This is a genomic window from Flagellimonas flava, from assembly GCF_050617915.1.
Classification (GTDB): Bacteria; Bacteroidota; Bacteroidia; order Flavobacteriales; family Flavobacteriaceae; genus Flagellimonas; species Flagellimonas flava_A.
The window spans coordinates 227,737-253,170 of the sequence record NZ_JBODQE010000003.1 but is presented as its reverse complement, the minus strand read 5'-3'; the positions used below and the strand labels follow the sequence as shown (position 1 = coordinate 253,170).

General features: G+C 42.9%; 20 protein-coding genes. 9 read left to right on the top strand and 11 right to left on the bottom strand.

Annotated features, from left to right (window positions below):
- Positions 1 to 42: 42 nt before the first annotated feature.
- Positions 43 to 1,230 (bottom strand): beta-ketoacyl synthase N-terminal-like domain-containing protein, encoded by a 1,188-nt coding sequence (locus tag ACRHOZ_RS09700; protein WP_431125114.1) that lies wholly within the window; start codon positions 1,228 to 1,230, stop codon positions 43 to 45.
- A 10-nt stretch (positions 1,231 to 1,240) separates the two neighbouring features.
- Positions 1,241 to 2,527, bottom strand: a complete 1,287-nt coding sequence (bioA, locus tag ACRHOZ_RS09695) for an adenosylmethionine--8-amino-7-oxononanoate transaminase (protein ID WP_431125112.1) — start codon at positions 2,525 to 2,527, stop codon at positions 1,241 to 1,243.
- Positions 2,528 to 2,589: 62 nt separating this feature from the next.
- On the opposite strand from bioA, the gene ACRHOZ_RS09690 reads away from it, so the two are divergent.
- Positions 2,590 to 4,074 (top strand): ArnT family glycosyltransferase, encoded by a 1,485-nt coding sequence (locus ACRHOZ_RS09690; protein WP_431125110.1) that lies wholly within the window; start codon positions 2,590 to 2,592, stop codon positions 4,072 to 4,074.
- Here ACRHOZ_RS09690 and bioD read toward each other — a convergent pair.
- From bioD to ACRHOZ_RS09675, 3 genes are read right to left on the bottom strand one after another with little or no spacing between them, the layout of a single operon-like run.
- Entirely contained in the window at positions 4,066 to 4,680 is a 615-nt protein-coding gene (gene bioD / locus ACRHOZ_RS09685) for a dethiobiotin synthase (RefSeq protein WP_431125108.1), read from the bottom strand. The two genes, ACRHOZ_RS09690 and bioD, sit on opposite strands and share 9 nt — an antisense overlap.
- A complete protein-coding gene (locus ACRHOZ_RS09680; RefSeq protein ID WP_431125106.1) occupies positions 4,677 to 5,063 on the bottom strand; it encodes a DUF2007 domain-containing protein in 387 nt (128 codons plus the stop codon). The genes bioD and ACRHOZ_RS09680 overlap by 4 nt, the downstream gene beginning before the upstream one ends.
- Positions 5,060 to 6,223, bottom strand: a complete 1,164-nt coding sequence (locus ACRHOZ_RS09675) for an aminotransferase class I/II-fold pyridoxal phosphate-dependent enzyme (protein ID WP_431125104.1) — start codon at positions 6,221 to 6,223, stop codon at positions 5,060 to 5,062. The genes ACRHOZ_RS09680 and ACRHOZ_RS09675 overlap by 4 nt, the downstream gene beginning before the upstream one ends.
- Before the next feature lie 63 nt (positions 6,224 to 6,286).
- Here ACRHOZ_RS09675 and ACRHOZ_RS09670 point away from each other — a divergent pair, with 63 nt between their 5' ends.
- Entirely contained in the window at positions 6,287 to 8,077 is a 1,791-nt protein-coding gene (locus ACRHOZ_RS09670; protein ID WP_431125102.1) for a M61 family metallopeptidase, read from the top strand.
- Positions 8,078 to 8,611 carry a GNAT family N-acetyltransferase gene (locus ACRHOZ_RS09665; protein WP_431125100.1) on the top strand — a complete coding sequence of 178 codons (534 nt, stop codon included), beginning with the start codon at positions 8,078 to 8,080 and terminating at the stop codon, positions 8,609 to 8,611.
- A 50-nt stretch (positions 8,612 to 8,661) separates the two neighbouring features.
- Here the strand turns inward: ACRHOZ_RS09665 and ACRHOZ_RS09660 are convergent, their stop codons facing one another.
- The 6 genes from ACRHOZ_RS09660 to ACRHOZ_RS09635 form a co-directional block, all read right to left on the bottom strand.
- Positions 8,662 to 8,940 carry a F0F1 ATP synthase subunit epsilon gene (locus ACRHOZ_RS09660; RefSeq protein WP_420401140.1) on the bottom strand — a complete coding sequence of 93 codons (279 nt, stop codon included), beginning with the start codon at positions 8,938 to 8,940 and terminating at the stop codon, positions 8,662 to 8,664.
- Between the two features lie 77 nt (positions 8,941 to 9,017).
- Positions 9,018 to 10,526, bottom strand: a complete 1,509-nt coding sequence (gene atpD, locus ACRHOZ_RS09655) for a F0F1 ATP synthase subunit beta (RefSeq protein ID WP_420401141.1) — start codon at positions 10,524 to 10,526, stop codon at positions 9,018 to 9,020.
- A 164-nt stretch (positions 10,527 to 10,690) separates the two neighbouring features.
- Positions 10,691 to 13,453, bottom strand: coding sequence for a TonB-dependent receptor (locus ACRHOZ_RS09650; protein WP_431125097.1), 2,763 nt, complete (start codon positions 13,451 to 13,453; stop codon positions 10,691 to 10,693).
- A 208-nt stretch (positions 13,454 to 13,661) separates the two neighbouring features.
- Positions 13,662 to 15,509: a glutamine--fructose-6-phosphate transaminase (isomerizing) gene (gene glmS / locus ACRHOZ_RS09645; protein WP_431125095.1), complete on the bottom strand. Its 1,848-nt coding sequence runs from the start codon at positions 15,507 to 15,509 to the stop codon at positions 13,662 to 13,664.
- Positions 15,510 to 15,622: 113 nt separating this feature from the next.
- Positions 15,623 to 17,449, bottom strand: a complete 1,827-nt coding sequence (locus ACRHOZ_RS09640) for a DUF4270 family protein (RefSeq protein ID WP_431125093.1) — start codon at positions 17,447 to 17,449, stop codon at positions 15,623 to 15,625.
- Positions 17,450 to 17,454: 5 nt separating this feature from the next.
- Complete coding sequence (locus tag ACRHOZ_RS09635) at positions 17,455 to 18,264, bottom strand: glycogen/starch synthase (RefSeq protein ID WP_431125091.1); 810 nt, start codon at positions 18,262 to 18,264, stop codon at positions 17,455 to 17,457.
- A 102-nt stretch (positions 18,265 to 18,366) separates the two neighbouring features.
- On the opposite strand from ACRHOZ_RS09635, the gene panC reads away from it, so the two are divergent.
- From panC to ACRHOZ_RS09605, 6 genes are all read left to right on the top strand, one after another.
- Positions 18,367 to 19,215: a pantoate--beta-alanine ligase gene (gene panC, locus ACRHOZ_RS09630; protein ID WP_431125089.1), complete on the top strand. Its 849-nt coding sequence runs from the start codon at positions 18,367 to 18,369 to the stop codon at positions 19,213 to 19,215.
- Between the two features lie 13 nt (positions 19,216 to 19,228).
- Positions 19,229 to 19,579 (top strand): aspartate 1-decarboxylase, encoded by a 351-nt coding sequence (panD, locus tag ACRHOZ_RS09625; protein ID WP_420401146.1) that lies wholly within the window; start codon positions 19,229 to 19,231, stop codon positions 19,577 to 19,579.
- A 2-nt stretch (positions 19,580 to 19,581) separates the two neighbouring features.
- Positions 19,582 to 20,547, top strand: coding sequence for a lysylphosphatidylglycerol synthase transmembrane domain-containing protein (locus tag ACRHOZ_RS09620; RefSeq protein ID WP_431125086.1), 966 nt, complete (start codon positions 19,582 to 19,584; stop codon positions 20,545 to 20,547).
- A gap of 24 nt (positions 20,548 to 20,571) precedes the next feature.
- Positions 20,572 to 21,714, top strand: coding sequence for an alpha/beta hydrolase (locus tag ACRHOZ_RS09615; RefSeq protein ID WP_431125084.1), 1,143 nt, complete (start codon positions 20,572 to 20,574; stop codon positions 21,712 to 21,714).
- A 127-nt stretch (positions 21,715 to 21,841) separates the two neighbouring features.
- Entirely contained in the window at positions 21,842 to 23,200 is a 1,359-nt protein-coding gene (gene radA / locus ACRHOZ_RS09610) for a DNA repair protein RadA (protein WP_431125082.1), read from the top strand.
- 71 nt (positions 23,201 to 23,271) lie between these two features.
- Positions 23,272 to 25,434 (top strand): pyrroloquinoline quinone-dependent dehydrogenase, encoded by a 2,163-nt coding sequence (locus ACRHOZ_RS09605; protein WP_431125080.1) that lies wholly within the window; start codon positions 23,272 to 23,274, stop codon positions 25,432 to 25,434.

The window sequence follows — 25,434 nt, the reverse complement described above, 5'->3', positions numbered from 1 at the left end:
TTTTGATTAAAAAGATAAGACTTTTGTGTAATAAAAAACGTCTTATTTGGAAAGTAAAATAGACACGGCATTCCCTCCAAAGCCTACGGCATTTACCATCACATTTTTGATGGCTTTCGACCTCGGTTCTTGACTAAAAAAAGGAGTTGTAATGTAGGTTTGGTGCTGTAACATGAGCAGGGCCAACTCAACGCTTAAAAGTCCTGATGCACCAAAAGTGTGACCTACTTTCCATTTATTGGTTGTTAAAAATGGAATTTTGTTACAAAAAACTTTTTCTATGGCCTTGTATTCTGACAAGTCTCCCTTTACAGTACCTGGTGCATGCATTACAATAGCATCCACTTCGGATGGATCTAAATCGCCCAAGGCCATTTTCATGGAATCCTGAAAACACTGGGCATCAGTGGAAATGGACACGTTATGCTCTAAGGGTTCGGTGGCATACCCGATTCCAATAATGTAGCCCATGGCATTTGCTTGTTTTCCTCTTTCCAAACAAGCCATGGCCGCGCCTTCTCCCAAGACCATAGAATTATGTCTCTTCTCCAAATCCATGGCCCGAGAAGGGTACTGTATTTTTCGGGTTCCTCCCGACTGCGCTCGAGGTGACATTTTTGAATATATTTTCAAGGCCTGCATCTGGGCAATGGTAAAAGAGGTCAGTGGTGCCTCGCTGCCACCTACCAAGAATTTATCGGTCAAGCCACTCTGTAGCCAAGCCACAGCATTTAAAACTGCATGTAAGGCCGTTGAACAGGTTATGGAATGGGATATTGCTGGTCCCTTTGACTTTAAATCATGGGCTACCCAAGACGAAATGTTCCCCAAGGTTGTTGTGGGGGAAGACAAGGTGGAGGATTTCCCGTCTTTCAAGTATGCCTCATAGTACTTTTCAAACAAGCCGGTCGCACCTCGAGATGACCCAATGTTCACCCCAAAATTGGCAGTGGCATCCCAACCTGATTGTTCAATGACCCTTCTGGCTGCCAAAAGTGCAAAAAGCACTGAATCGTCCAGCTGTTCGTATTTGGAATCGGATTGCCTTAGGGCAATAACCTCTGCCTTCAAAGCTTCAGGAAGGTAAGAGGCCCAAACTTCTTGGTCGCCAATGCAAGCGTGGGTTAGCTTATGATTCCCTTCTTGATAAGAATTCCAGACTTCTGCTGTGGAGCTTCCCAATGCAGAAATAGAAGATAAGGCGGTTATGGAAATGGGTTGTTCCAACATTTTTGATTGACTATACAATTTCCAAAGCTGATTTTATCGTATCGTAAATCTTGTTCATTTGAATCTCGGATATTACATAAGGCGCCAAAATATAAATGGTATTCCCCAAAGGCCTAAGAAAAACCCCCTCGTCCATAAAATGTTTGAACAATTTGTCCCTTAGATTCCCGTATCGCTCCATCTGAATATCCAAATCCAACGCATAAATCACCCCAAGCTGTCTGGTTTGGGCGACCTTTGGATGGTCTTTGATCTCCGCATCAAATGCTTTATGCCATTGGATAATGTTTTGGATATTTTCCTGAATTTCCTCGGTTTGTAACAATTCAACAGCGGCCAGGGCAGCAGTACAGGCCAATGGGTTTGCCGTATAGGTGTGACCATGGAAGAGGCCCTTGGTTATATCATCACTATAAAAAGCTTGATACACTTCTTGGGTGCAGGTAGTCAATCCCATAGGAACAAGACCTGCGGTCAACGCTTTGGACAAGCAGATGATATCCGGTTTGGTTTCCAAATAATCCGAAGCGAAGTGTTTCCCCGTTTTACCAAATCCAGTCATAACCTCATCAGCAACAGTGAGCACCCCATGTTTTTTCAAAAGTGCCAATACTCGGTCAAGTCCTTCAGCATCGTGGATTTTCATTGCGGCGGCACCTTGAACCAAGGGCTCATAAATAAATCCCGCAATAGTGTTGTTTTTCAGTTTGCTTTCCAACTCTGCCAATAAAGGTTCGATATTGTCTTCCGTGGGAACGGGAATGCGATCCACTTCAATAAAGAAATCCTCAAACGGGCCATTGTACACGGATAAGCCTGAAACGGACATCGCCCCAAACGTATCCCCATGGAAACCTTCCTCAAAGGCCAACAGGACATTGCGTTTTTCGCTCCGGTTAAAGTGGTATTGCAGTGCCATTTTAATCCCAATTTCCGTAGCCGTGGATCCATTATCAGAGAAAAAGAGTTTTTCTTGGTTGGCGGGTAATATTTTGATCAGCTCTTCTGAAAGTTTCACTGCAGGTTCATGCGTAAACCCACTAAAAACCACTTGATCCAACTGCTGCATCTGGTTCCCCACCTTTTCCAGAATATAGGGATGACAGTGGCCATACATACAAGTATACCAAGAGGAAATGCCGTCTAAATATTCCTTTCCTTCTTCATCAAAAAGTAACACGCCTTTGGCCCTGGAAATGGCCAACATTTCCGAATGGGTCTTATGCTGTGTTAGTGGGTGCCAAAGATGCTTTTTGTCCCGATCCGATAACTTTTCCAATGCTGTGGGATTAGTCAAACGCTTCAATTTATATATCTTGCAAAGATGGTAATTAAAACCTAAAAAACACCAACCACACCGTGCTTAAGAAAGCTATTGGATTTCTTGATTCCCTTAACAGCAGATTAGACTGGAAAACGGTTTTTTTTGTGTTGTTTTTGGTTGCCTTATTTATTCGATTTCCTTTCTTTTTTAGGGATTATGTGGATCGGGATGAGAGCACATTTATTATCATGGCGCAATCCTGGGTAGATGGTCATTTACCCTATACCCAGCTGTGGGATTTAAAACCTCCGATTACCTTTTTATTTTTTGCTGGGATTATTGCTGTATTTGGAAAGAGTTTTATTGCCATCCGCTTGTTTGGAACGCTCTTGGTTGCACTTACCGCACTTTTCACTTATGGTATGGCAACACGAATTGCCTCCAAGAAAGTGGGCTTTTGGTGCGCCATCTTTACCGTCTTCTTCCTGAGTCTTTTTGGTAGTTTACAAGGCGTAATGTCCGAGCATATATGCACGCTGTTCTTGGTAATGGCTCTTTATTTACTGCTTGCCAAGAATGGACCAGGGTGGCATTTGGTTATTGGGTTTCTCCTTGGAATTTCAGTCATGTCCAAACTGAATATGGCCTACCCCATACTGGCCCTTGGCATCTACTTGCTATGGGCCGCGTTTAAAGGACAACATTTTTGGAAAGATGTGCAACATCTAATCTGGATGGGTATCGGATTTGGTTTATTGGTAGCCTTAACTGCTGTTCCTTATTATCTTCAAGGGGAACTGACTACATGGTGGGCGTCCATTTTTGAAGCTCCTTTGGCCTATTCGCAATCCAAGTTTCATTCCATAGGTAAAGCATTGCCCGTGGTTCTGGGTACTCTTCTGTTACTCGGTTTGGGTATAGGCAAAAGGCTTATCGATATAAAATCCAAGGAAATCCAAGTATTGCTGTTGGTTATTTTGGGTGTCCTTATATCGTTTATGCAAACGGGGAAGGTCAACGGTCATTATCTAATACAGCTGTATCCCTTTCTACTTATTCTGGTTGCCCTTGCTGTGAGTAAAATGCCACAGTTGAAAAAAAATCTCCAAATCGTTGCTGGAGTTCTGCTTGTACTGATTCCTATGGAGGCCTATTTGGAGTACGCCAATGTCATAAAAAACAAAATGGAAAAAGGTTCCTTTTTTAATGGGGAGGGAATAGACGTCCCCAATTATATCATTGAGAACAAGCTAGAGACCGAGAACATCTTCTTTACGGAATATCATATTGGGTATTGGGTTTTGGGGGAAACTCCGCCGACCAAGGCTGCGACCCACCCTAGCAATATAACCAGGGACAAGCTCTTTCCATTTATGGACAACCCAAGAACAACGGGCATGGAGGAACTTCGTTACATCATGGAAGAAATCAAGCCGAAAACCTTGGTGACCAGAAAGCGCGAAACCATTTTTGACAAAAAACTATTGGAATTCAACGCCTATATAGATGCCTACCTAGCCCAGCATTATAAACTGGTGAAAACTATTGACCGTGGATTGATCTATCAGCGCCTAGAATGATTCCAGGGCCTGCTTGAATTTAGTGGCATATTTGCTTACCATTTCCTTATTAAACCCTTGCTCTTCATTGATTCTTCCAAGAAAAGTGACCCCTGTTTTCTTAAGTATTATGCTTTCGGTAGTGGGATGCTCATCCCCACTAAAAATGATTCCAATCCTAAGATTTTTTTCCTGGAGTTTTTCAATGGTTAAAAGGGAATGATTAATACTCCCCAAGTAGTGGCGGGAGACCACAATCACCTTGTCCTCGGGTTGGATCAAATCAAAAATGGTATCCTTTTCATTTAGTGGAACCAATAGTCCTCCAGCACCTTCGACCACCAGTCTGTTTTGGGTTTTAGGAGGTGTTATCTTATCCAATTCTATCTGAATCCCATCAATTTCCGCTGCAGCATGTGGACTCATGGGAGTCTGTAACGCATAGCTGTTCTGATGAATCTTGGTCTTGGAATTGGAAATCAATTCTTGGACTTTATGACTGTCGGAATAATCCAAATCTCCAGCCTGTACAGGCTTCCAGTAATCGGCCTCCAAGGCTTCCACCATGATGGCCGAAGCAACGGTCTTACCTACTTCGGTGGATATCCCGGTAATAAAATAGCTCATGATTCAGGTTTTGTAATAAAATTGCAGCTTGTGCATCTATATTTCTTGGGCTCAAAGAAGGGGAAAAGTTTGTAAAAAACACTGCTTCTCGAATAATAAATTTCCGATCGTTCCGCCTTGCAGTTTGGACAAACAATAGGTTTGCCCTCCATATCGGTGGCATAGTTTCGCACTTCGTCAAATATGAGTTTGGCCCTTTCCATATCCGTGGTATACACCTGCAGTTTAACCCCTCCTATGGCACTACTGATCAAAGGATCGGAATTTATGGTATTCTCATCCCTCAAAAACACCTGAATACCCTCAGCTTCCAGCTTACCCTTAATGATTTGGACATCTGCTGGAAATTCAAAGCTTCCCAATGTAAAAAACTCTTGTTTCATCGGCTCCTGTATTTTTTGATTTCCCCTAAAACCCTATTCATTTCCGCTTCGGTATTGAAGGCATGCAAACAGAATCTCAGTCGTTCCTCTCCCAACTTGACGGTTGGCGAAAGAATGGGTTTGACATCAAAACCCGCATTTTGCAAATGCCCCGCCATGGACTTTGCCTGGTGGTTTCCAGCAACGATAAGACAATGCACTGCAGAATCGCTTTCAACAAAATCTCCCTCCAATCCCTCTTCACGAATCCGCTCCTTAAAATACTTGATATTTTTCTTCAATTTTTTGACCTGGCCCATACCTTCAACCTCCAAAAATTGATAAGATGCCATAATTCCTGCTACGGAATGTGGTGAAAGTGCCGTGGTATAGATAAGGCTTCTGGCAAAATTGATGAGATAGGTCTTTAGGTCTTCACTCCCTAAAATGGCAGCACCATGAGAACCCATGGCCTTTCCAAAGGTGATCACCCTGGCAAAAATCTCGTCCTGAAGTCCCAGTTCGCAAACCAAATCGCTTCCATCGCCATAAATCCCTGTTGCGTGGGCTTCATCAACAATAAGATGTGCATTGTATTCTTTGGAAAATTGAACCAGTGCCTTTAGGTCTGGTGAATCTCCGTCCATTGAAAAAACTGACTCGGTGACGATGTAGATTTCGGTTTCAAGACTTCTCGACTGTGCTCGAAGTGACATTTCAACCTTGTTTTGTAAATCTTGAATATCCTTATGGGCAAACTTATAGCTCTTCGCATGGCCCATTTTGATTCCATCGCGAATGCTGGCATGTATAAGTTCATCATAAAATACCAGGTCCTCGCGTTGGGGAACTGATGAAAACAGTCCAAGGTTGGCATCGTATCCCGAATTAAAGACCAATGCTGCATTCGCACGGTGATGCTTGGCCAAAAAAGACTCCAGTTTTGGGTATAATGCATGATTCCCTGAAAGTAATCTTGAGCCGCTAGCTCCGTGCCTCGGTTCCCCATTCTCCTGAAGTAGTTCCCGAGTCATTTCACTTATCATACTTTCCCGAGTAAAACCCAAGTAATCATTGGAGGAAAAATCAACCCTATCCGTCTCCTCGGGCAAGTTTCTCAAAGACTGATTTGCCGAACGTTCCGTAAGTTTGGATTCCAATTTTGATGGCAGTTTCCCCATGCCCCAAATTTAGTGTTTACTCTCTTTAAATGATTAAATTAGTTGCTTTCTAATAGCAATCAAATGAGGCTACTTTTTTCCCTAATTTCCCTACTTGCGGTTTTACCCTTACTAGGTCAAACCAATTCCTATTCCATTTCTTTTGAAAATGCCGTACATCACGAAGCTTTAATTACAGCTACTTTTCCAGATGTAAAAACCGACACCCTTGCGTTGAGGATGAGCCGTACATCTCCGGGGCGATACGCACTTCATGAATTTGCCAAAAATGTATACGATTTTAAAGCGAGCGATGGCAAGGGAAATTCGTTGGTCGTGACGCGGCCAAATCCATATGAATGGAAGATCTCTGGTCATGATGGCACCATTAAAATAAGCTATATCCTGTTTGCCAATCGAGGGGATGGCACCTATTCCCAGATAGACGAAACACACGCCCATTTGAACATTCCGGCCACTTTTATGTATGCCCCTACCTTACAGGAACGAAAAATTGAGGTGGACTTTGGTGTTAGGGAAGATTTGGGCTGGAAAGTGGCTACCCAATTGCCGTTGGTTTCTGGAACCACCTACTCCGCACCCAATTTATACTACTTTATGGACAGCCCTACCGAAATCAGCAATTTTACACTTAAATCTTTTGATTTGGACGGGCAGACGATACAAATGGTATTGCATCATAATGGAACAAAGGAGGAGGCGGACACCTATTTTGAGAAAGTGAAAAAAACCGTTTTGGCGCAAAAGGAGGTATATGGAGAACTTCCCAATTTTGATTATGGAACCTATACCTTTTTAGCTTGTTATATTCCCAACGCTTCGGGAGATGGAATGGAGCATAGAAATTCTACCTTTCTCACCAGCACCCGAAGCTTGGCAGAAGGTGGAATGGAACGCAATATTGGCACAGTTTCACATGAGTTTTTCCATGCCTGGAATGTGGAACGTATCCGACCAAAAAGTCTGGAACCCTTCAACTTTGAGGAAGCCAACATGAGTGGGGAGCTCTGGTTTGCCGAAGGTTTTACCAGCTATTATACCAATTTGATCTTGTGTAGAGCTGGCTTAATTTCTCCAAAGGAATATGTAGAGGGCCTTACGGGTACCTTCAATTATGTTTGGACGTCCCCGGCAAGGCGGTTCTTTAATCCCATAGAAATGAGTTATCAAGCTCCCTTTGTGGATGCGGCAACATCCGTGGATCCCGTTAACCGTGAAAACACCTTTATTTCTTATTATTCCTATGGTAGTGTTTTAGGCTTAGCCTTGGATCTATCACTGCGACAAAATGGTTTTACCTTAGACGATTATATGAAATTGGTGTGGGAGAAGTTTGGGAAAAAGGAGATTCCATATACCATAACAGATCTTCATGAAACCCTCAATCAATATGCGGGAAAAGCATTTGGAGATGGCTTCTTTAATACCTTTATATACAAAAGCGGGATGCCCAATTACAAGGTACTTCTGCAACTTGCTGGCGTAAATTTGACCCAAAAAGAAGAGCAGCCCCATTTTGGCTCCTTTGTTTCTATGAGCGAAGATGGAGCAAGTATTATGCGTAACCCAACAATTGGGTCTCCAGCCTACAAAGCGGGTTTAGCCAAAGGGGATGTTATTCTAAATATCGATGCCATTCCCTTCGCAGAAGGACAAAATTTCAGTGCCTATCTAGAACAGTTTGAGCTGGGAAAACCGCTTCAAGTAAATTACCGACGTTACGGGACTGAAAAAACTACAACCATAGTCCTGACACCAAGCCCTTCTTATTCCATCAAGCTTATGGAAGATATGGAGGGAACACCTTCCGAAGAAATGATGGCCTTCCGAAAATCTTGGCTCAAATCGGAATAAATGGTTCGATATACGCAGGCATCCAACGACGACCATCTGGAACAAATTCTTGAACTCCAGCAGAGGAACCTTCCCAAAAATCTATCAGCGGATGAACTGAAAAATGAAGGATTTTTAACAGTGGAGCATTCCTTTTCGGTTTTAAAGGAGATGAATGACGAATGTGGGCACATCATTGCATTGGACAATGAAAATGTGGTAGCCTATGCCCTTTGTATGCATCCTAAATTTTCCGAGAGTATTGAGGTGTTAAAACCCATGTTCCATGAAATAAATCTGGCAATTGGCGGACGTCAAAACTATATGGTCATGGGGCAAATCTGTGTTGCCAAAAGTCATAGAGGCCTAGGTGTTTTTCGGAAGTTATATGAAACCATGAAAGAAAAACTTCCGACGGGAATGGATGCGATAATCACTGAAGTCGATGCAAAGAACCAACGTTCCCTAAATGCGCACCTTGCTATTGGATTCACTGAGCTCAAAAGATACCAAGGAGATGATGGCAAAGACTGGGTGTTGATTGTATTAAAATAAAAAAGCCACTCCAAAGAGTGGCCTTTCCAATATTATTTACAAGAGGGAAATTAGTCTGCCAATACGATAACTTTGTTATCCTTCATTTCAATAGTGCCGCTGGTAATGGACAAAACTGTCTCCCCATTGGCTCCTTTAGAAAATTTGCCCTGAAATTCCTCTTCTATCTGAATGTCACCTTGTACTTTCACATCACCTTCTTGCAACAAGGAAACTATAGGTGCGTGGTTCTGCAACATTTGAAATTCTCCGTTAATACCAGGTACAGTGACCGAGGTTACTTCTCCGGCAAACAAAGTGGCTTCTGGTGATACGATTTCTAAATACATTTTTTATTGTTGTTCCAGTGAAAACGGGAATCTTTTATAATTAATAATGCTTCGACTGTGCCCAGCACTCACCTTGGCTACGCCTCGGCAAGCATTTTCTCACCAGCTTCAATCGCATCTTGGATGCTTCCCTTAAGGTTGAAGGCCGATTCTGGCAAGTGATCCAACTCACCATCCATGATCATGTTGAAGCCTTTGATGGTATCCTTTATATCTACCAATACCCCAGGGATACCTGTAAACTGCTCAGCCACGTGGAAAGGTTGGGAAAGGAAACGCTGTACCCTTCTTGCTCTACCCACAGCCAATTTATCCTCTTCGGAAAGTTCTTCCATACCAAGGATGGCAATAATATCCTGAAGCTCTTTATAACGTTGCAACAACTCCTTAACACGTTGTGCACATTCGTAATGATCTTTTCCTAAAATCTCAGGAGTCAAAATCCTGGAAGTGGAATCCAACGGATCCACAGCAGGATAAATACCCAACTCAGCAATTTTACGGGAAAGTACCGTAGTCGCATCCAAGTGGGCAAAGGTAGTTGCGGGAGCAGGATCCGTCAAGTCATCCGCAGGTACGTAAACCGCCTGTACCGATGTAATAGATCCTCTTTTTGTAGAGGTAATTCGTTCCTGCATAGCACCCATCTCTGTTGCCAAGGTAGGTTGGTAACCCACCGCAGAAGGCATACGACCCAATAGGGCAGATACCTCTGAACCAGCTTGAGTAAAACGGAAAATGTTATCTACGAAGAAAAGTACATCCTTTCCTTGTCCATCTCCAGCACCATCACGGAAATATTCCGCAATTGTCAATCCGGAAAGGGCCACCCTTGCACGGGCACCAGGAGGCTCGTTCATCTGTCCAAACACGAAAGTTGCCTTGGACTCCTTCATTGCTTTTTTATCTACTTTGGACAAATCCCATCCCCCTTCTTCCATTGAGTGCAAGAAATCATCACCGTACTTGATAATTCCGGATTCCAACATCTCACGAAGCAAATCGTTTCCTTCACGGGTTCTTTCTCCAACACCTGCAAATACGGAAAGACCACCGTGTCCTTTTGCAATGTTGTTGATCAATTCCTGAATCAATACGGTCTTACCAACACCAGCACCCCCGAACAATCCAATCTTACCTCCTTTGGCATAAGGCTCAATCAAGTCAATTACCTTGATCCCTGTGAAAAGTACTTCAGTAGAAGTGGAAAGATCCTCAAATTTTGGAGCTTCCCTGTGAATTGGAAGTCCGTTGTCTCCTTCTTTGGGAAGGTTTTCCAAACCATCAATAGCGTCACCAATTACATTGAAAAGTCTACCGTACACATCCTCACCAATTGGCATTTGGATCGCATTTCCAGTAGCATGGGCATCAACACCTCGGCTTAGACCATCCGTTGAATCCATGGAAATGGTACGAACCGTATTTTCCCCGATGTGCGACTGCACCTCAAGCACCAACTTGGTACCGTCAGCTTTATCGATTTCCAAGGAATCGTATATTTTCGGAATCTCTGTGCCTGATTCAAACTCAACGTCAATGACGGGGCCAATAATTTGGGCAACCTTACCTGTAACTTTAGACATTATTGTGTTTATTTTTAATTGAATACGACGGAAAAAACTGCTTTTTTTCCGGCTGCAAAGATATACTATTACATTGTAATGAAAAACTTAAAAACGGCTTTTTTTAGCAACAAAAAGGGCACTGTTTTTAGCAGTGCCCTTATTCACTTTTTTAATGCCAATTGTTATGGATTTATGGTCCAAGAAACATAGTAAATAGAACCTATGTTTCCGGTACCTATCGCCGTAAAGTATTCATCTCCCAAAAGGTTGGATCCTCCGACCTTAAACACGGATTTGATACTTGGCACAGTATAGTTCATTTGCGCATCGAGTACGGTAAAGGAAGGAACATCCCCATCCGCGAAGGAAGCTTCCCAGAAGAAACTATCACTCCACCTATAGTTCACATTGAATCCAAAGTTTTTGAAAAGCTCCGTATTTCCAAAAGACGCCTTGACCTTGTGCTTGGGCGTATTGAAGTTGGTTCTGAAATCCGGGAACCTGGCCTTGTCAAAATCAAGTTCAGTATAGGTATAATTAACCCCCAAATCAAAATCTCCAAAAATTTTGGTGTCCACTCCAACGGTTCCTCCATAGGAATTGATATCCACTGTGGAATTGGTATACGTCTGGTATGGTTTTCTATCACCGTTTTGTAGGGCCAATAATGAAAGACCACCGTCACCCGCAGTTCCATAGTACGGAACCAATACAGTCACGTTGGCAATAAAATCCTTATACCTGTTGTAGTATCCACTCAAATCAATAGTGAATTTTCCAATCTGTCCACGATAACCAGCCTCAAAAGTCGTAATCTCCTCTGGTTTGATAACAGATGTATTCACTGCTTCAGGAGCACCGCTTAATACAGAATTCAGGGAATAGGCATTCTCATAGGCTGCCCTTCCCACAATATCCACAGTGGATTGACCGATCAGGCCTTGACCATTTTGACTTACATTAAAAGTTCTTACATCCCTATCTAAGTTATCTGGAGCAGAACCCACCAATATGGCCGCACCTGCATCCAAACCAATAAACAGATCCTGGGTGGTTGGGTTTCTAAATCCTTGCTGCGCAGAAATCCTAATATTGTGATTACGGTTTTCACCAGCAGTGTAGGCCAATGCAACCCGAGGAGAAACAAAACCATCAAAAAATTCGTTCTTGTCATAACGTGCTGACCCAGTAAATTTGAAGCGATCATCCGCGAATTTCTTTTGAACCTGAACGTAAGCTCCATATTCATTATAGGTAATAGGGCCATCGGAATCCGTGAAGATTGTTCCTCCTGAATTCAATTCATATTCCCTAAATGATCCGCCAATTTGAATGTCCGCCCAATCATCTATTAAATGTGCTATGTTATAATTTCCGTTAATATGACGGAATTTGGTGTTATCTATAAACTTGGCACCGGTGGTTAAATCCCCATCATTGGTAACGGTGTTAAAGGCACTTTGGAATGCGGGGGTACCTGGAATCAGTCTTCCCGTATCCGCCGCTTGTCTAGCTGCGGCATGTGCGGCAGTTGACGCTTGCTCTGGTGTAAGCCCTCCTTGTTGTATCCCACCAAGGTAAGCTGGAATATAAGTCCCGGCATATTCTGTAAACCATTGGGTATCTCCCTTCCATCTTCTATTGATGTTGATTGCCGCAAACCTCGTGTCATAGGCATCCCCAGAATTTTCAGAAACTAGGTACCCTCTTATAAAGAAATTGTCATTTTTAAGTTCCAATTTATGCTGCTGCATGGAAAACCCACTAACGGCATATCTGTTCGAACCTTGATAAATTGTTGTACCTCGACCAATCCGTCCGTTATAAATTAACTCCAAATCCGTTCCGAACGGGCGATAGTGAATGGCGAAATCGGTCTTCACACTTTCCGCATTATAATCGGCCAAATCCCTTTCATCATATCCTGTTCTTGAAATCGTTGCCGTTCCAACAGTTCCACTGGGTAGCCCAGCAGCGGCATCAAAATCCAAGGTAGTTGAAACCTCATCCCCATAAACGTTCAATCCATCATATGCTGGATTGGAACGATCGGCACCAGGATTAGCCAGGTCCAAAATGCTGTTGGCATGCCAATCTTCACCTTTTAAAATGGAAATGTTTGCCTTAACCGCCAGTTTATCACTAAATGCATGGGCAGCCCTTACACCAAAATCATAATAATTATTGTCCCCAGCAGCTTCTTGGGAAGTAATTCCCGTTTTTCCATAGGCACTGATTCCTTGAAAATCAAAAGGGTTTTTACTTCTCATGAACAAAATTCCATTAAAGGCGCCAGCACCATAAAGTGCAGAGGATGCTCCTGGAAGGATTTCCACGCTCTGTACATCCAATTCTGACATCCCCACTAGGTTACCTAGTACAAAATTCAGTCCTGGTGCAGTATTGTCCATGCCGTCCACCAACTGTAAAAAACGGTTGTTGGCAAAAGTGGCAAAACCTCTGGTGTTAATGGATTGGAAGGTTAAACTGTTGGTGTTTATGTCTACTCCCTTTAAATTTTGAAGTCCTCCATAAAATGACTCTGCGGTTGTGTTTTTGATTTCCTTGAGACCAAACCGTTCCACAGATACTGGAGATTCAAAGATTCTTTCCGGGGTTCGGGAAGCAGAGATTACAATTTCATCCAAAAAAGTGGAGGCCTCTGCCAACACTATTGAAAGTGTTTGATTGTTTGAGGTTACCTCCGTCGTATTAGTGGCAAAGCCTATCGCCGTAAACTGAAGTTGAAACGGGGGCTGTTCTGAAGTGTTGAAGGTGAAATTTCCATCAAAATCCGTAGTGGTTCCTTCTGCTTTTCCAACCAGGACAACATTGGTCCCGGGAATGGGTTCATTATTTTCATCAACTACCGTTCCCTGAACTGTTGTTTGGGCATAAGATAGGCAACCAAACAGCATGAGGGAAAGAATGACTAGTCTTCTCATCAGTTTTTAATTTGAGTTAAAATAGTTTTAAAAGTATGTTAAGCATTGCAGGCGGAAGATACATTTTTTTTCATTTGATTTCGTCAAAATCAAAAAAAATTATGCATGCATAGTACTTTATTGCTAAAAAAAGTGTGCTTTATCTACCATTTTAACAAAAAAACTGTGAAAATCGAAAGCTTTTTAAAGTATTATCGAATTCTGAAGGTCACTCCACGGTAACCGATTTGGCCAAATTCCGAGGTTGATCTACGTTGCAATCCCTCATCACGGCAATGTGGTACGAAAGCAATTGAAGCGGTATTGTGGTCAATAAAGGTGTTAGACATTCAGTAGCCTCAGGTACTTCGATGACATGATCTGCCAACTCCCTCACCTGCTCATCTCCTTCGGTTACAATGGCAATAATCCTACCCTTTCTGGATTTGATTTCTTGGATATTGCTCACCACTTTTTCGTAATGACCTTTTTTGGTGGCGATGACCACAACAGGCATTTGCTCATCGATCAAGGCTATGGGTCCATGTTTCATTTCGGCCGCTGGATAACCTTCGGCATGGATATAGCTGATCTCCTTTAATTTTAATGCTCCTTCCAGCGCTACAGGGAAGTTATAGCCCCTTCCCAAATAAAGGCAGTTGGACGAGTCCTTATATATTTCTGAAATCTCCTCGACCAGTGCATTGGACTCCAAAGTCTTTTCCACTTTGGATGGAATGCTTTCCAGCTCGGTCAATATCTCATGGTACTTGGATTCAGAGAAAATACCCTTTTCGTGCGCGAGTTTCAAAGCAATCAGGGTCAGCACGGTTATCTGGGTGGTAAACGCCTTGGTCGAAGCCACTCCAATTTCCGGACCGGCATGGGTATAGGCTCCAGCATGGGTCTCTCTTGCAATGGAGGAACCCACAACATTACAGACCCCAAACACAAATGCTCCTTTTTCTTTAGCCAATTTAATTGCGGCCAAAGTATCTGCGGTTTCCCCAGATTGGGAAATGGCTATCAGTACATCGTTTTCCGTGATGACAGGATTTCGATATCTAAACTCGGAAGCATATTCCACTTCAACTGGAATACGTGCCATGTCCTCAAAAATATATTCGGCGACCAATCCGGCATGCCATGAGGTACCACAGGCCACAATAATAATTCTGTTGGCGTTAAGGAATTTCTCCAGGTTCTGGTCAATTCCCGCCATCCTAACAATACCTTGATCGGCCAGTAGGCGACCTCTATAGGTGTCTAAAATAGCACGTGGTTGCTCATAGATCTCCTTGAGCATGAAATGTTCATACCCGCCTTTCTCTATTTCCTCAAGGTTCATTTGAAGCTCAAGAATATTGGGATAGGCTATGGCATCATCCTTGATCTTGCGCAATTTGATTTCCTTTCCAATTCTCACAATGGCCATTTCCTCATCCTCCAGGTAAACAGCATTGTTCGTGAATTCTATAAAGGGTGATGCGTCGGAAGCAATAAAATATTCGTTCTCACCAATTCCGATGGCCAAGGGACTTCCCAGTTTTGCCACCACAATTTCATCTGGCTTGTTTTTGTCAAACACCGCAATGGCGTAAGCCCCTACCACTTGATTCAGGGCAATCTGAACAGCTTGACCCAGCTTTACTCCCTCTTTTTTCTTAACCTCCTCTATCAAGTTGACCAGAACCTCAGTATCCGTATCCGATTCAAAGGTATAACCGCGCCCTGTAAGTGCTTTTTTAATGGATTCGTAGTTCTCAATGATTCCGTTGTGGATTATAACCAAATCCCCGCTATTGGAATAATGCGGATGTGAATTGACATCATTGGGTACACCATGGGTAGCCCATCGGGTATGGCCCAAACCCAATTTGCCATCGGTGGTGATGGTGGCCTCGCTTTTCTTTTTTAAATCCTCTACCTTTCCCTTGGTTTTGGACAAATGGGTGTCCACCCCATCAAATAGTACTATTCCGGCACTATCATAGCCCCGATATTCCAAACGTTGCAGACCTTTAATAATAATAGGATACGCATCCCTATGACCAATATATCCTACAATTCCGCACATATGATTGAGTTTTAAGCTATTTGATGAATGACTTTGTTGCCAAATTTAGTCCCAAAAAGGGAAATTTTGACGCCTGTAAGTCATAAAACGAAAAAAGTCTATGAATGGTATGCCTAGTTGGCCTCCGTATAATAAATTTCCAACTTGAGTTTTTTGTCCTCATCGGCGGCATCTACGTTGCTGCCAAACAATACAGTTCCCAATGGATTAATGTTGGACATGACAGGTACGTCAATAATTTCTTCAACCGAGCCCATGGCTTCCAAAACTGCGGCAATTCCGATATTGGAAGTCACGGTTAGCGCCAATCTGGCATTGGTAGAATCCCTGACCACAATATCATTGATGTGATTCGTAATCCTAAACTTGTACTGGGTCCCCTGATTATTTTCCCTTTGAAGGATGCCATCAAAATCCAAGAAAAGCCCTAGTGGTTCATTGGTGTTGCTGGTCTCAATTGTGGCATCATAAATAGGCTGATTGGTTTCAGCATTATAAAGGTATAACCTGGATGGCTCATCGGAAATCCCCATTGACGCATCCAAGGTAGCACGGTCTACATAAAAGACAAGATTGGCCTCATTTATAATCCAATTATTCTGCTTGATTTGATTAATCAAATCCCCACCGCCATTTATAGTTTCTTCAAACAATCTTATTTCCGTAAAGGTTCCAGTACCGCCACGGACGTATATTTTGGAAGCATTTTCACCATTATCAAGGGCATTGGCAATATCCGCAGGCAAAATATCATCTTGCAAAATATTGACAGCATTCCCCAAAATCGTTCCATTATTGTTGACCAGAAGGTTCAGGACAAAATCACGTTCCACCGTTTCCACCTCTTCCTCGGTGGAATTATAGTCTTGAAAATCGTAGGTGATGGTAATATTGGCTTGTGTCAAATCCAACAAGAACATAAGCTCCTCGCTATCTGAGGAACCTGCCAAATGTATGCCTCGGATATAGTCAGAAAAATTGGCTTGACTGATCAATTCGGCATCCCCTTCCTTGTCCAAAATTTCTTGGAAAAAAGCGTTGTTCAAGGGAACACGAATTCCAGGCGCAATTCTATTTTCTACTTGAAGCGATTCATCCACGTCACTTGTTTCAGGATCGTCCTCAAACCACTCCAGCTCTTCTTCGTTATTTACAATGACCTCTCCACTAAAAAGCTCTTGATCCACAAATGCTGAAAAATCCTGATTGGAAAAATACTCTTGAGCCTCCTCAAAATTGGTATTCGGATCCAAGTCCCTTAGGTAGTATGTGAAAGAAGAAACCTTAAGATTGAAGGCTTGGGTCCTATCCCCAAAAATACTATCCAAATCGAAACGTTTTGCAAAAGTATTGGCAATGAAATCCTCTCCTGTTCCATCCTCATCGGGATCAAAAGGGTCAGACCCAATGATGCGTTCCTCATTATCTGAAACCCCATCCCCATCCTCGTCGGAATTAGGGTCGCTTGAATCGTTATCAAACTCATCTTCCACGCCATCGCCATCATTGTCCCTCAGCGTAGTTGGAGGCAATTGGAATGGTATGTACAAAAAGACCTCTTTTACCGTCTCGTTTTCTTGAATGGTATTGTCATTATCGTCATTGTCCGCATTGTCCTCCGTCTCCTGAGATAATTCCCCAAAGATTGGATTTCCTTGCCCGCCATTTGGCAACCAAAGTTGTGAAGCTATACTGGCATTTCTTTTTCCATATACACCATCATTCAAGGTTCCCAACTGATACAGGGGTAGTTTGTTGGTCTGAACGGCTTCCACTCCCTTATTAAAAGCAAAAACTTCATACTCTGCCTTCCCTGTGGTAAACGGTTCTCCTGCAACTACACCCTCACCTATGGTCCCCAATTCCTCCTCACAGGATGTAATGATTAGAAATAAAGCTCCAACCCAGGCTGAAACCCATATAATCCTAGAAAATTTCATGCAATTTATTTTAAAACTTCTGTCTTATAGAAATTTGTGTACGCCTCTTCTGCCTCTTGGAGAGAAACATAGGGCAGTACTGGTTTGGAAAGATTTGCAATATGGCTTTTCAAGTCCTCTGAAATCTCCTCCGAGGCTAAAATAACCGCATCGGAATAATCCACTGCAACTTTTAACAAATTATTATAGTCAGGTGCTGTAAGCGAAGCTATCTGCTCCTCCTTGATCCCGTCAAAAGCAATTTTGTTGATCATTTTTCCATCCAACTCTCCTTCATAACCCCTATCATACACAGAGGTAACAATCTTACTGTCCGCAAACAAGGGTTCATCAGAATAGTATTCCCTCAAATACAAGGGAAGCAAGGAAGCCATCCAACCGTGAACATGAATAATATCCGGAGACCAATTCAGCTTTTTTACGGTTTCAACCACACCTTTGGCAAAGAAAATGGCACGCTCATCATTGTCAGAAAAAAGATTCCCCTCCGCATCGGCAAAGGTTGCTTTTCTTTTAAAATACTCATCATTGTCAATAAAGTATACCTGGATTCTCTCTCTTGGAATAGATGCTACCTTAATAATCAAAGGCATATCCATATCATTGATTACCAAGTTCATCCCTGACAAACGGATTACCTCGTGAAGCTGATGTCTCCGCTCATTGATATTCCCGTATCTGGGCATGAATATGCGAATCTGACCCCCATTACTGTTCACCATTCTGGGCGCTTCGTACGACATTAAGGAAACTTGATTCTCTGGGAGGTAGGGCACTAATTCAGAAGATACAAACAATATCTTTTTACCATTCATAAACACTTTCTTTTGCTTATCCGAAAAACGTAGGCGCAAAAGTACAAAAATTATGCTGATTAGCAGTATTTATAGTATTTTTGCACGCTTTTGATTTGCGCTATGCACGTATTTGACCGCAAGAAGGATTTACAATCCTTCCTGCAAAATGAAAGGAACAAAAATCGTACCATTGGCTTGGTACCTACCATGGGAGCGTTGCACCAAGGCCATTTGTCTTTGGTAAAAAAGGCCATCCTGGAAACCGATGTGGTGGTTGTAAGCGTATTCGTAAACCCAACCCAATTTGATCAAAAAGAAGATTTGGAGAAATATCCTAGAAATCTTGAAAAAGATTTAGCGCTTCTCCAAAGTGTTGACCCAAACATTGCGGTGTTTACTCCAACAGCATCCGAAATCTATGGGGATCAAGTAGTCTCCAAATCCTACGATTTTGACGGACTGGATAAGGTCATGGAAGGGGCCTTTAGAGCAGGACATTTTGACGGTGTTGGAACCATTGTGGAATTGTTTTTAAAGACCGTATCCCCAGATAGGGCATATTTTGGAGAGAAAGATTTTCAGCAACTCCAAATCGTTAAGAAAATGGTGGAAGCCAAGCAACTACCTTATAATATAATAGGTTGCCCCATTGAAAGGGAAGCCCATGGTCTGGCTATGAGTTCACGTAATGAACGACTCTCTCCTTCGACTAGGCACGAAGCTGGATTTATTTACAAAACCTTAAAAGCTGCCAAGGCTAAATTTGGCACGGAAAGTGCTAAAGGAATTAAGGATTGGGTAAATACCCAATTTGCCGAAAACCAAACATTGGAGTTGGAGTATTTTGAAATCACGGATGAAGACACCTTAACCCCAATGAACAAAAAACAGGCAAACCAAAAATATAGGGCTTTCATTGCCGTTTATGCTGATGGAGTCCGATTGATAGACAATCTAAGATTGAAATAATTAATTTTGCGCCATGCAAGTTGAAGTAGTAAAATCAAAGATCCATAGAGTAAAGGTCACTGGTGCCGATCTCAATTATATTGGGAGTATAACCATTGACGAAGACCTCATGGATGCTGCAAATATAATCCGGGGAGAAAAGGTACAAATCGTGAACAACAATAACGGTGAGCGATTGGAAACCTATGCCATTCCAGGACCAAGAGGTTCCGGGGAGCTTACCCTTAACGGTGCCGCCGCACGCAAGGTTGCAGTTGGCGACGTACTTATTTTGATCACTTATGCATGGATGGGTATAGAGGAAGCCAAATCCTTTAATCCTGCATTGGTCTTCCCCAACGAGGAAACCAATATGCTAAACTAGTTTTGAGCGACTCCCTCAAAAAATTCCTGAAAATTGCCGTTCCGATCCTTATCGGTTTGGGACTGGTATTTTATTCCTACGCTTCCACAACCCCGGAGGATCGAACAAAAATTTTGGAGGCCATTAAAAATGCCGACCCTATTTGGGTGGTGTTGTCGGTTGCCATTGGAATTTTGAGCCATGTCTCCAGAGCAATCCGTTGGAACTATCTTTTAGATCCCATGGGATATCGCCCCAAGTTGGTCAATAATGTCCTCATTATCCTTACCAGCTATTTTGCCAATACCTTGGTCTTGCGCTCAGGTGAGTTTTTAAGGGCCACAGCGTTGAACACCTATGAAAATGTTCCTTTTGAAAAAGGCTTTGGCACCATTGTTACGGAAAGAATTATTGACCTGATCATGTTACTGCTTATCATTACCATCGCGTTGCTAGTGCAAACCGATGTAATTCTGGGCATCCTCGAGGAAAATGGCATTGGACTTGCTGGGTCTTTGACACTGCTCTTGGTGGGAGTTGTTGGCCTTCTAATTTCCATTAGGCTTATAAAAAAGTCTTCTTCCAAGCTGGCGGTCAAAATAAAGACTTTTCTAACTGGTCTTTTGGATGGTGTGCTCAGCATCTTTAAAATGAAGCGTAGGGGCGCTTTTGTTTTCCACACCTTCCTGATATGGGCCTGTTATATTGCCATGTTCTGGGTGATAAAATTTACAGTCCCCGAAACCACTGATCTACCCCTTGGTGCCTTTTTGGTGGCCTTTGTGGCCGGTGCCTTTGCCATGGCAACCACCAATGGAGGTTTGGGTCTTTTCCCCATTATGGTAACAGCTGCTTTATCCGTATATGGTATAAGCAAAACTTCCGGCGATGCCTATGGATGGATCATGTGGACCGCACAGACCTTAATGGTGGTGGTTTTTGGCACAATATCCTTTATTGTGTTGCCGTTATGGAATAGAAATCGGTAAACCCCTACCATCAAATCCTATCCAATGAAAAAATGGCTATTGGTTTTAACTGGCCTATTGTGCCTTGAGCTTGGCGCCCAAGTACAAAAAGAAATCTTTGAATCCTTCAAACTTCAGGAGCGTAGGGATGTTTCCTATTATTTTCCGGAGAATTATTCAGAAGACCAAAAATATCCTCTGATCGTGGTCCTTGATGCAGAATACCTGTTTGATTTGGTTGTGGCCAATGCCAAATTCTATAGTGAGCATCAAAGAATGCCAGAGACAATTATTGTTGGGGTTCATCAAGCCGAGGGCGACATCAGATGGGAAGATTGTGATTTTGAACAGACCACTGGCCTCCCTACAGAAAAAGGCGCCAAATTTTATGAGTTTTTGGGCACGGAACTTATTCCCTATTTAGAAACCAGTTACAATATTGCCCCTTTTAAAATGTTTGTGGGCTACGATATAACCGCCAACTTTGGCAATTACTTTTTGTTCAAGGACCGTTCACTATTCAACTCCTATCTGTCCATTTCCCCTGTTTTGGCCACGGAAATGGAAAGTCGTGTCCCTTCAAGATTATCTGACCTAAACCAACAGATTTTTTATAATGTGGTTCTGGAAAAGGAAAAAACAGAGGACAGACAGCGTATTCTTCAAATGAACAATGCCATCAAATCCATAGATAAGGAAAGCTTGCATTACTTTTTTGATGAATATAACAATGCCGATCATGTATCCATAGCCGCTTATGGCATAAGCAAAGCTTTTGACAATGTGTTCAAGATATTTAGGCCAATAAGCCCCAAAGAATACAAAACTGAAATTCTTACTTCGGATGAGCCTGTATTTAAATACCTTGAAGATCGGTACAACATGATTGAAAATCTGCTCGGTTTCAGAAAACCCGTGGAGCTCAATGACATTATGGCCATCTATGCAGCCTGTCTTAAAAAAGACGATTTTGAATCCTTGAAACCCCTGTCCGAAATCTGCAAAAAACAGTATCCGGACACCATGATGGGCTTTTACTTTGAAGGGGAATACTACGAGGAGCTTGGTGAACCCAAGAAAGCCTTCAAAACCTTTGAAAAAGCCTTCCAAATGGAAGAAATCGACTTTCTCACCAAAGACATGGCCTTGGATAAAATTGACGCCCTTAAGGCGGATTTTGGATATTAATCTCTTGGAAAGTTAGATTATTGGACAGATGGATTTTTCGAAAAATGAATCCTGGAAATCCCATAATCCGACCATCTAAAAATCCATACATCATATTCCATATCTTTGGGTTCTTCTTTAACAACAAATGGCCAAAACCAAAACTGCCTTCTTTTGTCAAAACTGTGGTGCCCAATACCCCAAATGGGTAGGGCAATGTTCGTCTTGCAAACAGTGGAATACCATTGTGGAAGAAGTAGTTCAAAAAGAGGAAAAAAGAAGCTGGAAAACTGATAGTGGCACCTCCAAAAAAGTATCCCGTCCTTTAAAAATTGCCGAAATTACCAACAAAAAAGAATTGCGGTTGGATTCCAAAGACCAGGAGTTTAACCGAGTATTGGGAGGGGGCATTGTCCCAGGTTCCCTGATTCTTTTAGGTGGCGAACCCGGGATAGGAAAAAGTACCTTGCTACTTCAAATTGCTTTAAAGCTCAACTACAAAACCCTATACGTATCGGGAGAAGAAAGCCAAAAGCAGATCAAGATGCGGGCAGACCGTATTCATCCCAACAGTGAAAACTGTTATATTCTCACAGAGACCAAAACCCAAAATATCTTTCAACAGATAAGTGCCTTGGAGCCCGATCTGTTGGTGATTGATTCCATACAAACCCTACATACAGATTATATTGAATCGGCTGCGGGAAGCATTTCGCAAATAAGGGAGTGTACGGCAGAGCTGATCAAGTTTGCCAAGGAAAGTAATACCCCAGTCATTTTGGTGGGGCATATTACCAAAGATGGTACCATTGCCGGGCCCAAAATCTTGGAGCATATGGTAGACACCGTATTGCAGTTTGAAGGAGATCGCAACTATGTGTACCGTATCCTCCGCTCTTTGAAAAACCGATTTGGCTCTACGGCTGAACTGGGCATTTATGAAATGCAAGGTAGTGGCCTAAGGGAAGTGAACAACCCCTCGGAAGTTCTTATTTCCAAAAACGAGGAAGATTTAAGCGGAACCGCAATAGCGGCAACCGTGGAAGGTATGCGACCTCTTCTGATAGAAATCCAAGCCTTGGTCAGTACCGCTGTATATGGAACCCCGCAACGTTCGGGTACCGGATTCAATGCCAAAAGACTGAACATGCTTTTGGCCGTTTTGGAAAAACGGGCTGGGTTTAAGTTGGGAGCCAAGGATGTATTCCTGAACATAACAGGCGGAATCTCTGTGGATGACCCCGCCATTGATTTGGCTGTGGTAGCGGCAATTTTGTCCAGCAATTCTGATATTTCCATTGAAAAGGGAGTTTGTTTTGCTGCAGAAGTTGGTCTAGCCGGGGAGATTAGACCTGTGCAACGCGTTGATCAACGTATCCTTGAAGCCGAAAAATTGGGTTTCAACAAAATCTACGTTTCCAAAAACAATAAGATTGGGTTAAAGAGCACGGCAATTCAAATTCAATTGGTTTCAAAAATTGAGGACGTAGTTCACTCCTTGTTTTAACCACCAAAATATTTTCGCAGCTCAATTCTGGTTTTCAAGGTCTTATATTTTATATTTAAGAAAACATATATATGAAATCCGCAAAGACCCTAATCCCCTTGATGTGTTTGATCATTTTCTCCTGCGCCAAGGAAAAAGAAAATCCAGTAAAGACATATCATACCACTTGGCAGCATTACTTAGGTGATCCCGAACAGACCCACTATTCAACACTACAACAAATAGATACTTCCAACGTAGCTGGTTTGCAATTGGCATGGTGGTATAAAAGTGGGGGCTTGGAAGAAGGAAGAACCACTCAAATCCAAACCAATCCAATGATCATAGATAAGGTGCTCTATGGCGTAAACGCAGCTTTGGAGCTGTTTGCCCTTAATGCGGCAACAGGGGAGGAAATATGGAGTTTTGAGCCACCGGAATCAAAGGATTCAGGTTTGGGGGTTAATCGTGGATTGAGTTTTTGGGAGTCGCAGGGAGAGGATCCCAGCCGTATTTTTTTCTCATCGGGATCCAACCTTTTTGCAATCAACATTTTGGATGGAAAACCCATTAGTTCCTTTGGGAATGATGGTAGTATTGATTTAAGGGATGGTTTGGGAAGAGACCCCCAACAACTGTCCGTAGTTGCAAATACCCCGGGAATTATTCATAAAAACTTGCTTATCCAAGGAACCCGTGTTGGAGAGGGGCCTGGTTCCTCACCTGGACATATCAGGGCATACAACGTGTTAACCGGAGCCATTGAATGGACATTCCACACCATTCCTCAACCCGGTGAAATGGGTTATGAAACCTGGCCCAAAGAAGCATACAAAACAGTGGGCGGGGCAAATAGTTGGCCCGGAATGGCATTGGATCAAGATAGAGGCATGGTCTATATTCCCACAGGATCTGCCGCCTTTGATTGGTATGGAGGAGATAGGGCAGGCGCTAATTTGTTTGCCAATTCCCTATTGGCTTTGGATGCCAACACTGGGGAACGCAAATGGCATTTTCAAATGGTTCATCACGATATATGGGATCGGGATTTACCCGCACCACCCAACCTTTTTGAGATGGAAAGGGATGGAGAGACCATTCCTGCTGTGGCTCAAGTAACCAAAAGCGGACACGTATTTGTCTTTAACCGTATTACCGGGGAGCCCTTATTTCCGATTGAGGAAAAATCATATCCTTCATCTCCTTTGGTAGGTGAAGAGTCCTATGCAACCCAGCCCCTGCCGACCAAACCCAAGCCCTTTGCACGGCAAATATTGAACGAAACAGATCTTTATGATCCAAACAGACCAGCTTTTGTAGATGACTTTGTGGACAAAGATCAAAACATTGACCCTCCAACGGTCTTGGAAAAATTCAAAGGGATAACTTCCAAAGGACAGTTTATTCCCATAGATACCATTGGAACTATGTTGTATCCTGGTGCTGATGGCGGAGCCGAATGGGGGGGCGCAGCTCTAGATCCGCGAAGTGGCATTATGTATGTGAATTCCAACGAAATGGCCTGGATTGTGCGCATGCGGGAAGTGGGAGGCAAAGACGGCGAAGAAAGCAATCCAGGGCAATCCCTTGCCCAGATCCATTGTGCCCGTTGTCATGGGGGAGAGTTCCAAGGGTTGGCAGGGATTCCAGAATTACAGACAGTAAAGGACCGCCTTTCTGTGGATTCCATAGCAACCGTGATCAAAAGTGGACGAGGCGCCATGCCCGGAATGCCCAATTTAAATGATAATGAAATTAGAGCGATATCCAATTTTATCTCTGGAATTACGGAGGAAACAGACCATAGGATTGAAGAAACTTCCGTAAAAGTTCCATATGCCGTGGCAGGTTTTGGCCGATTTAAGGATGATCGGGGATTTCCCGTGGTCAAACCACCATGGGGTACACTTAATGCCATCGACTTAAATTCGGGGGAATATCTATGGACCATCCCACTTGGACATGAAGAACTGTTGAACGACCCAAACGTTCCAGTTTCAGGAACAGAAAACTATGGTGGTCCTGTAATCACGGCCGGAGGGGTTTTATTCGTTGCAGCGACCAAGGATGAAAAAATTCGAGCCTTCCATATGGAAACCGGCCAGCAATTATGGGAGGATAGCCTCCCAGCTGGGGGCTATGCTACCCCGGCAACCTATGCTGTTGATGGTAAACAATATGTGGTCATTGCCTGTGGAGGCGGTAAAATGGGCACTCCTTCGGGAGATGAATACCGCGCCTACACCCTTAAATAA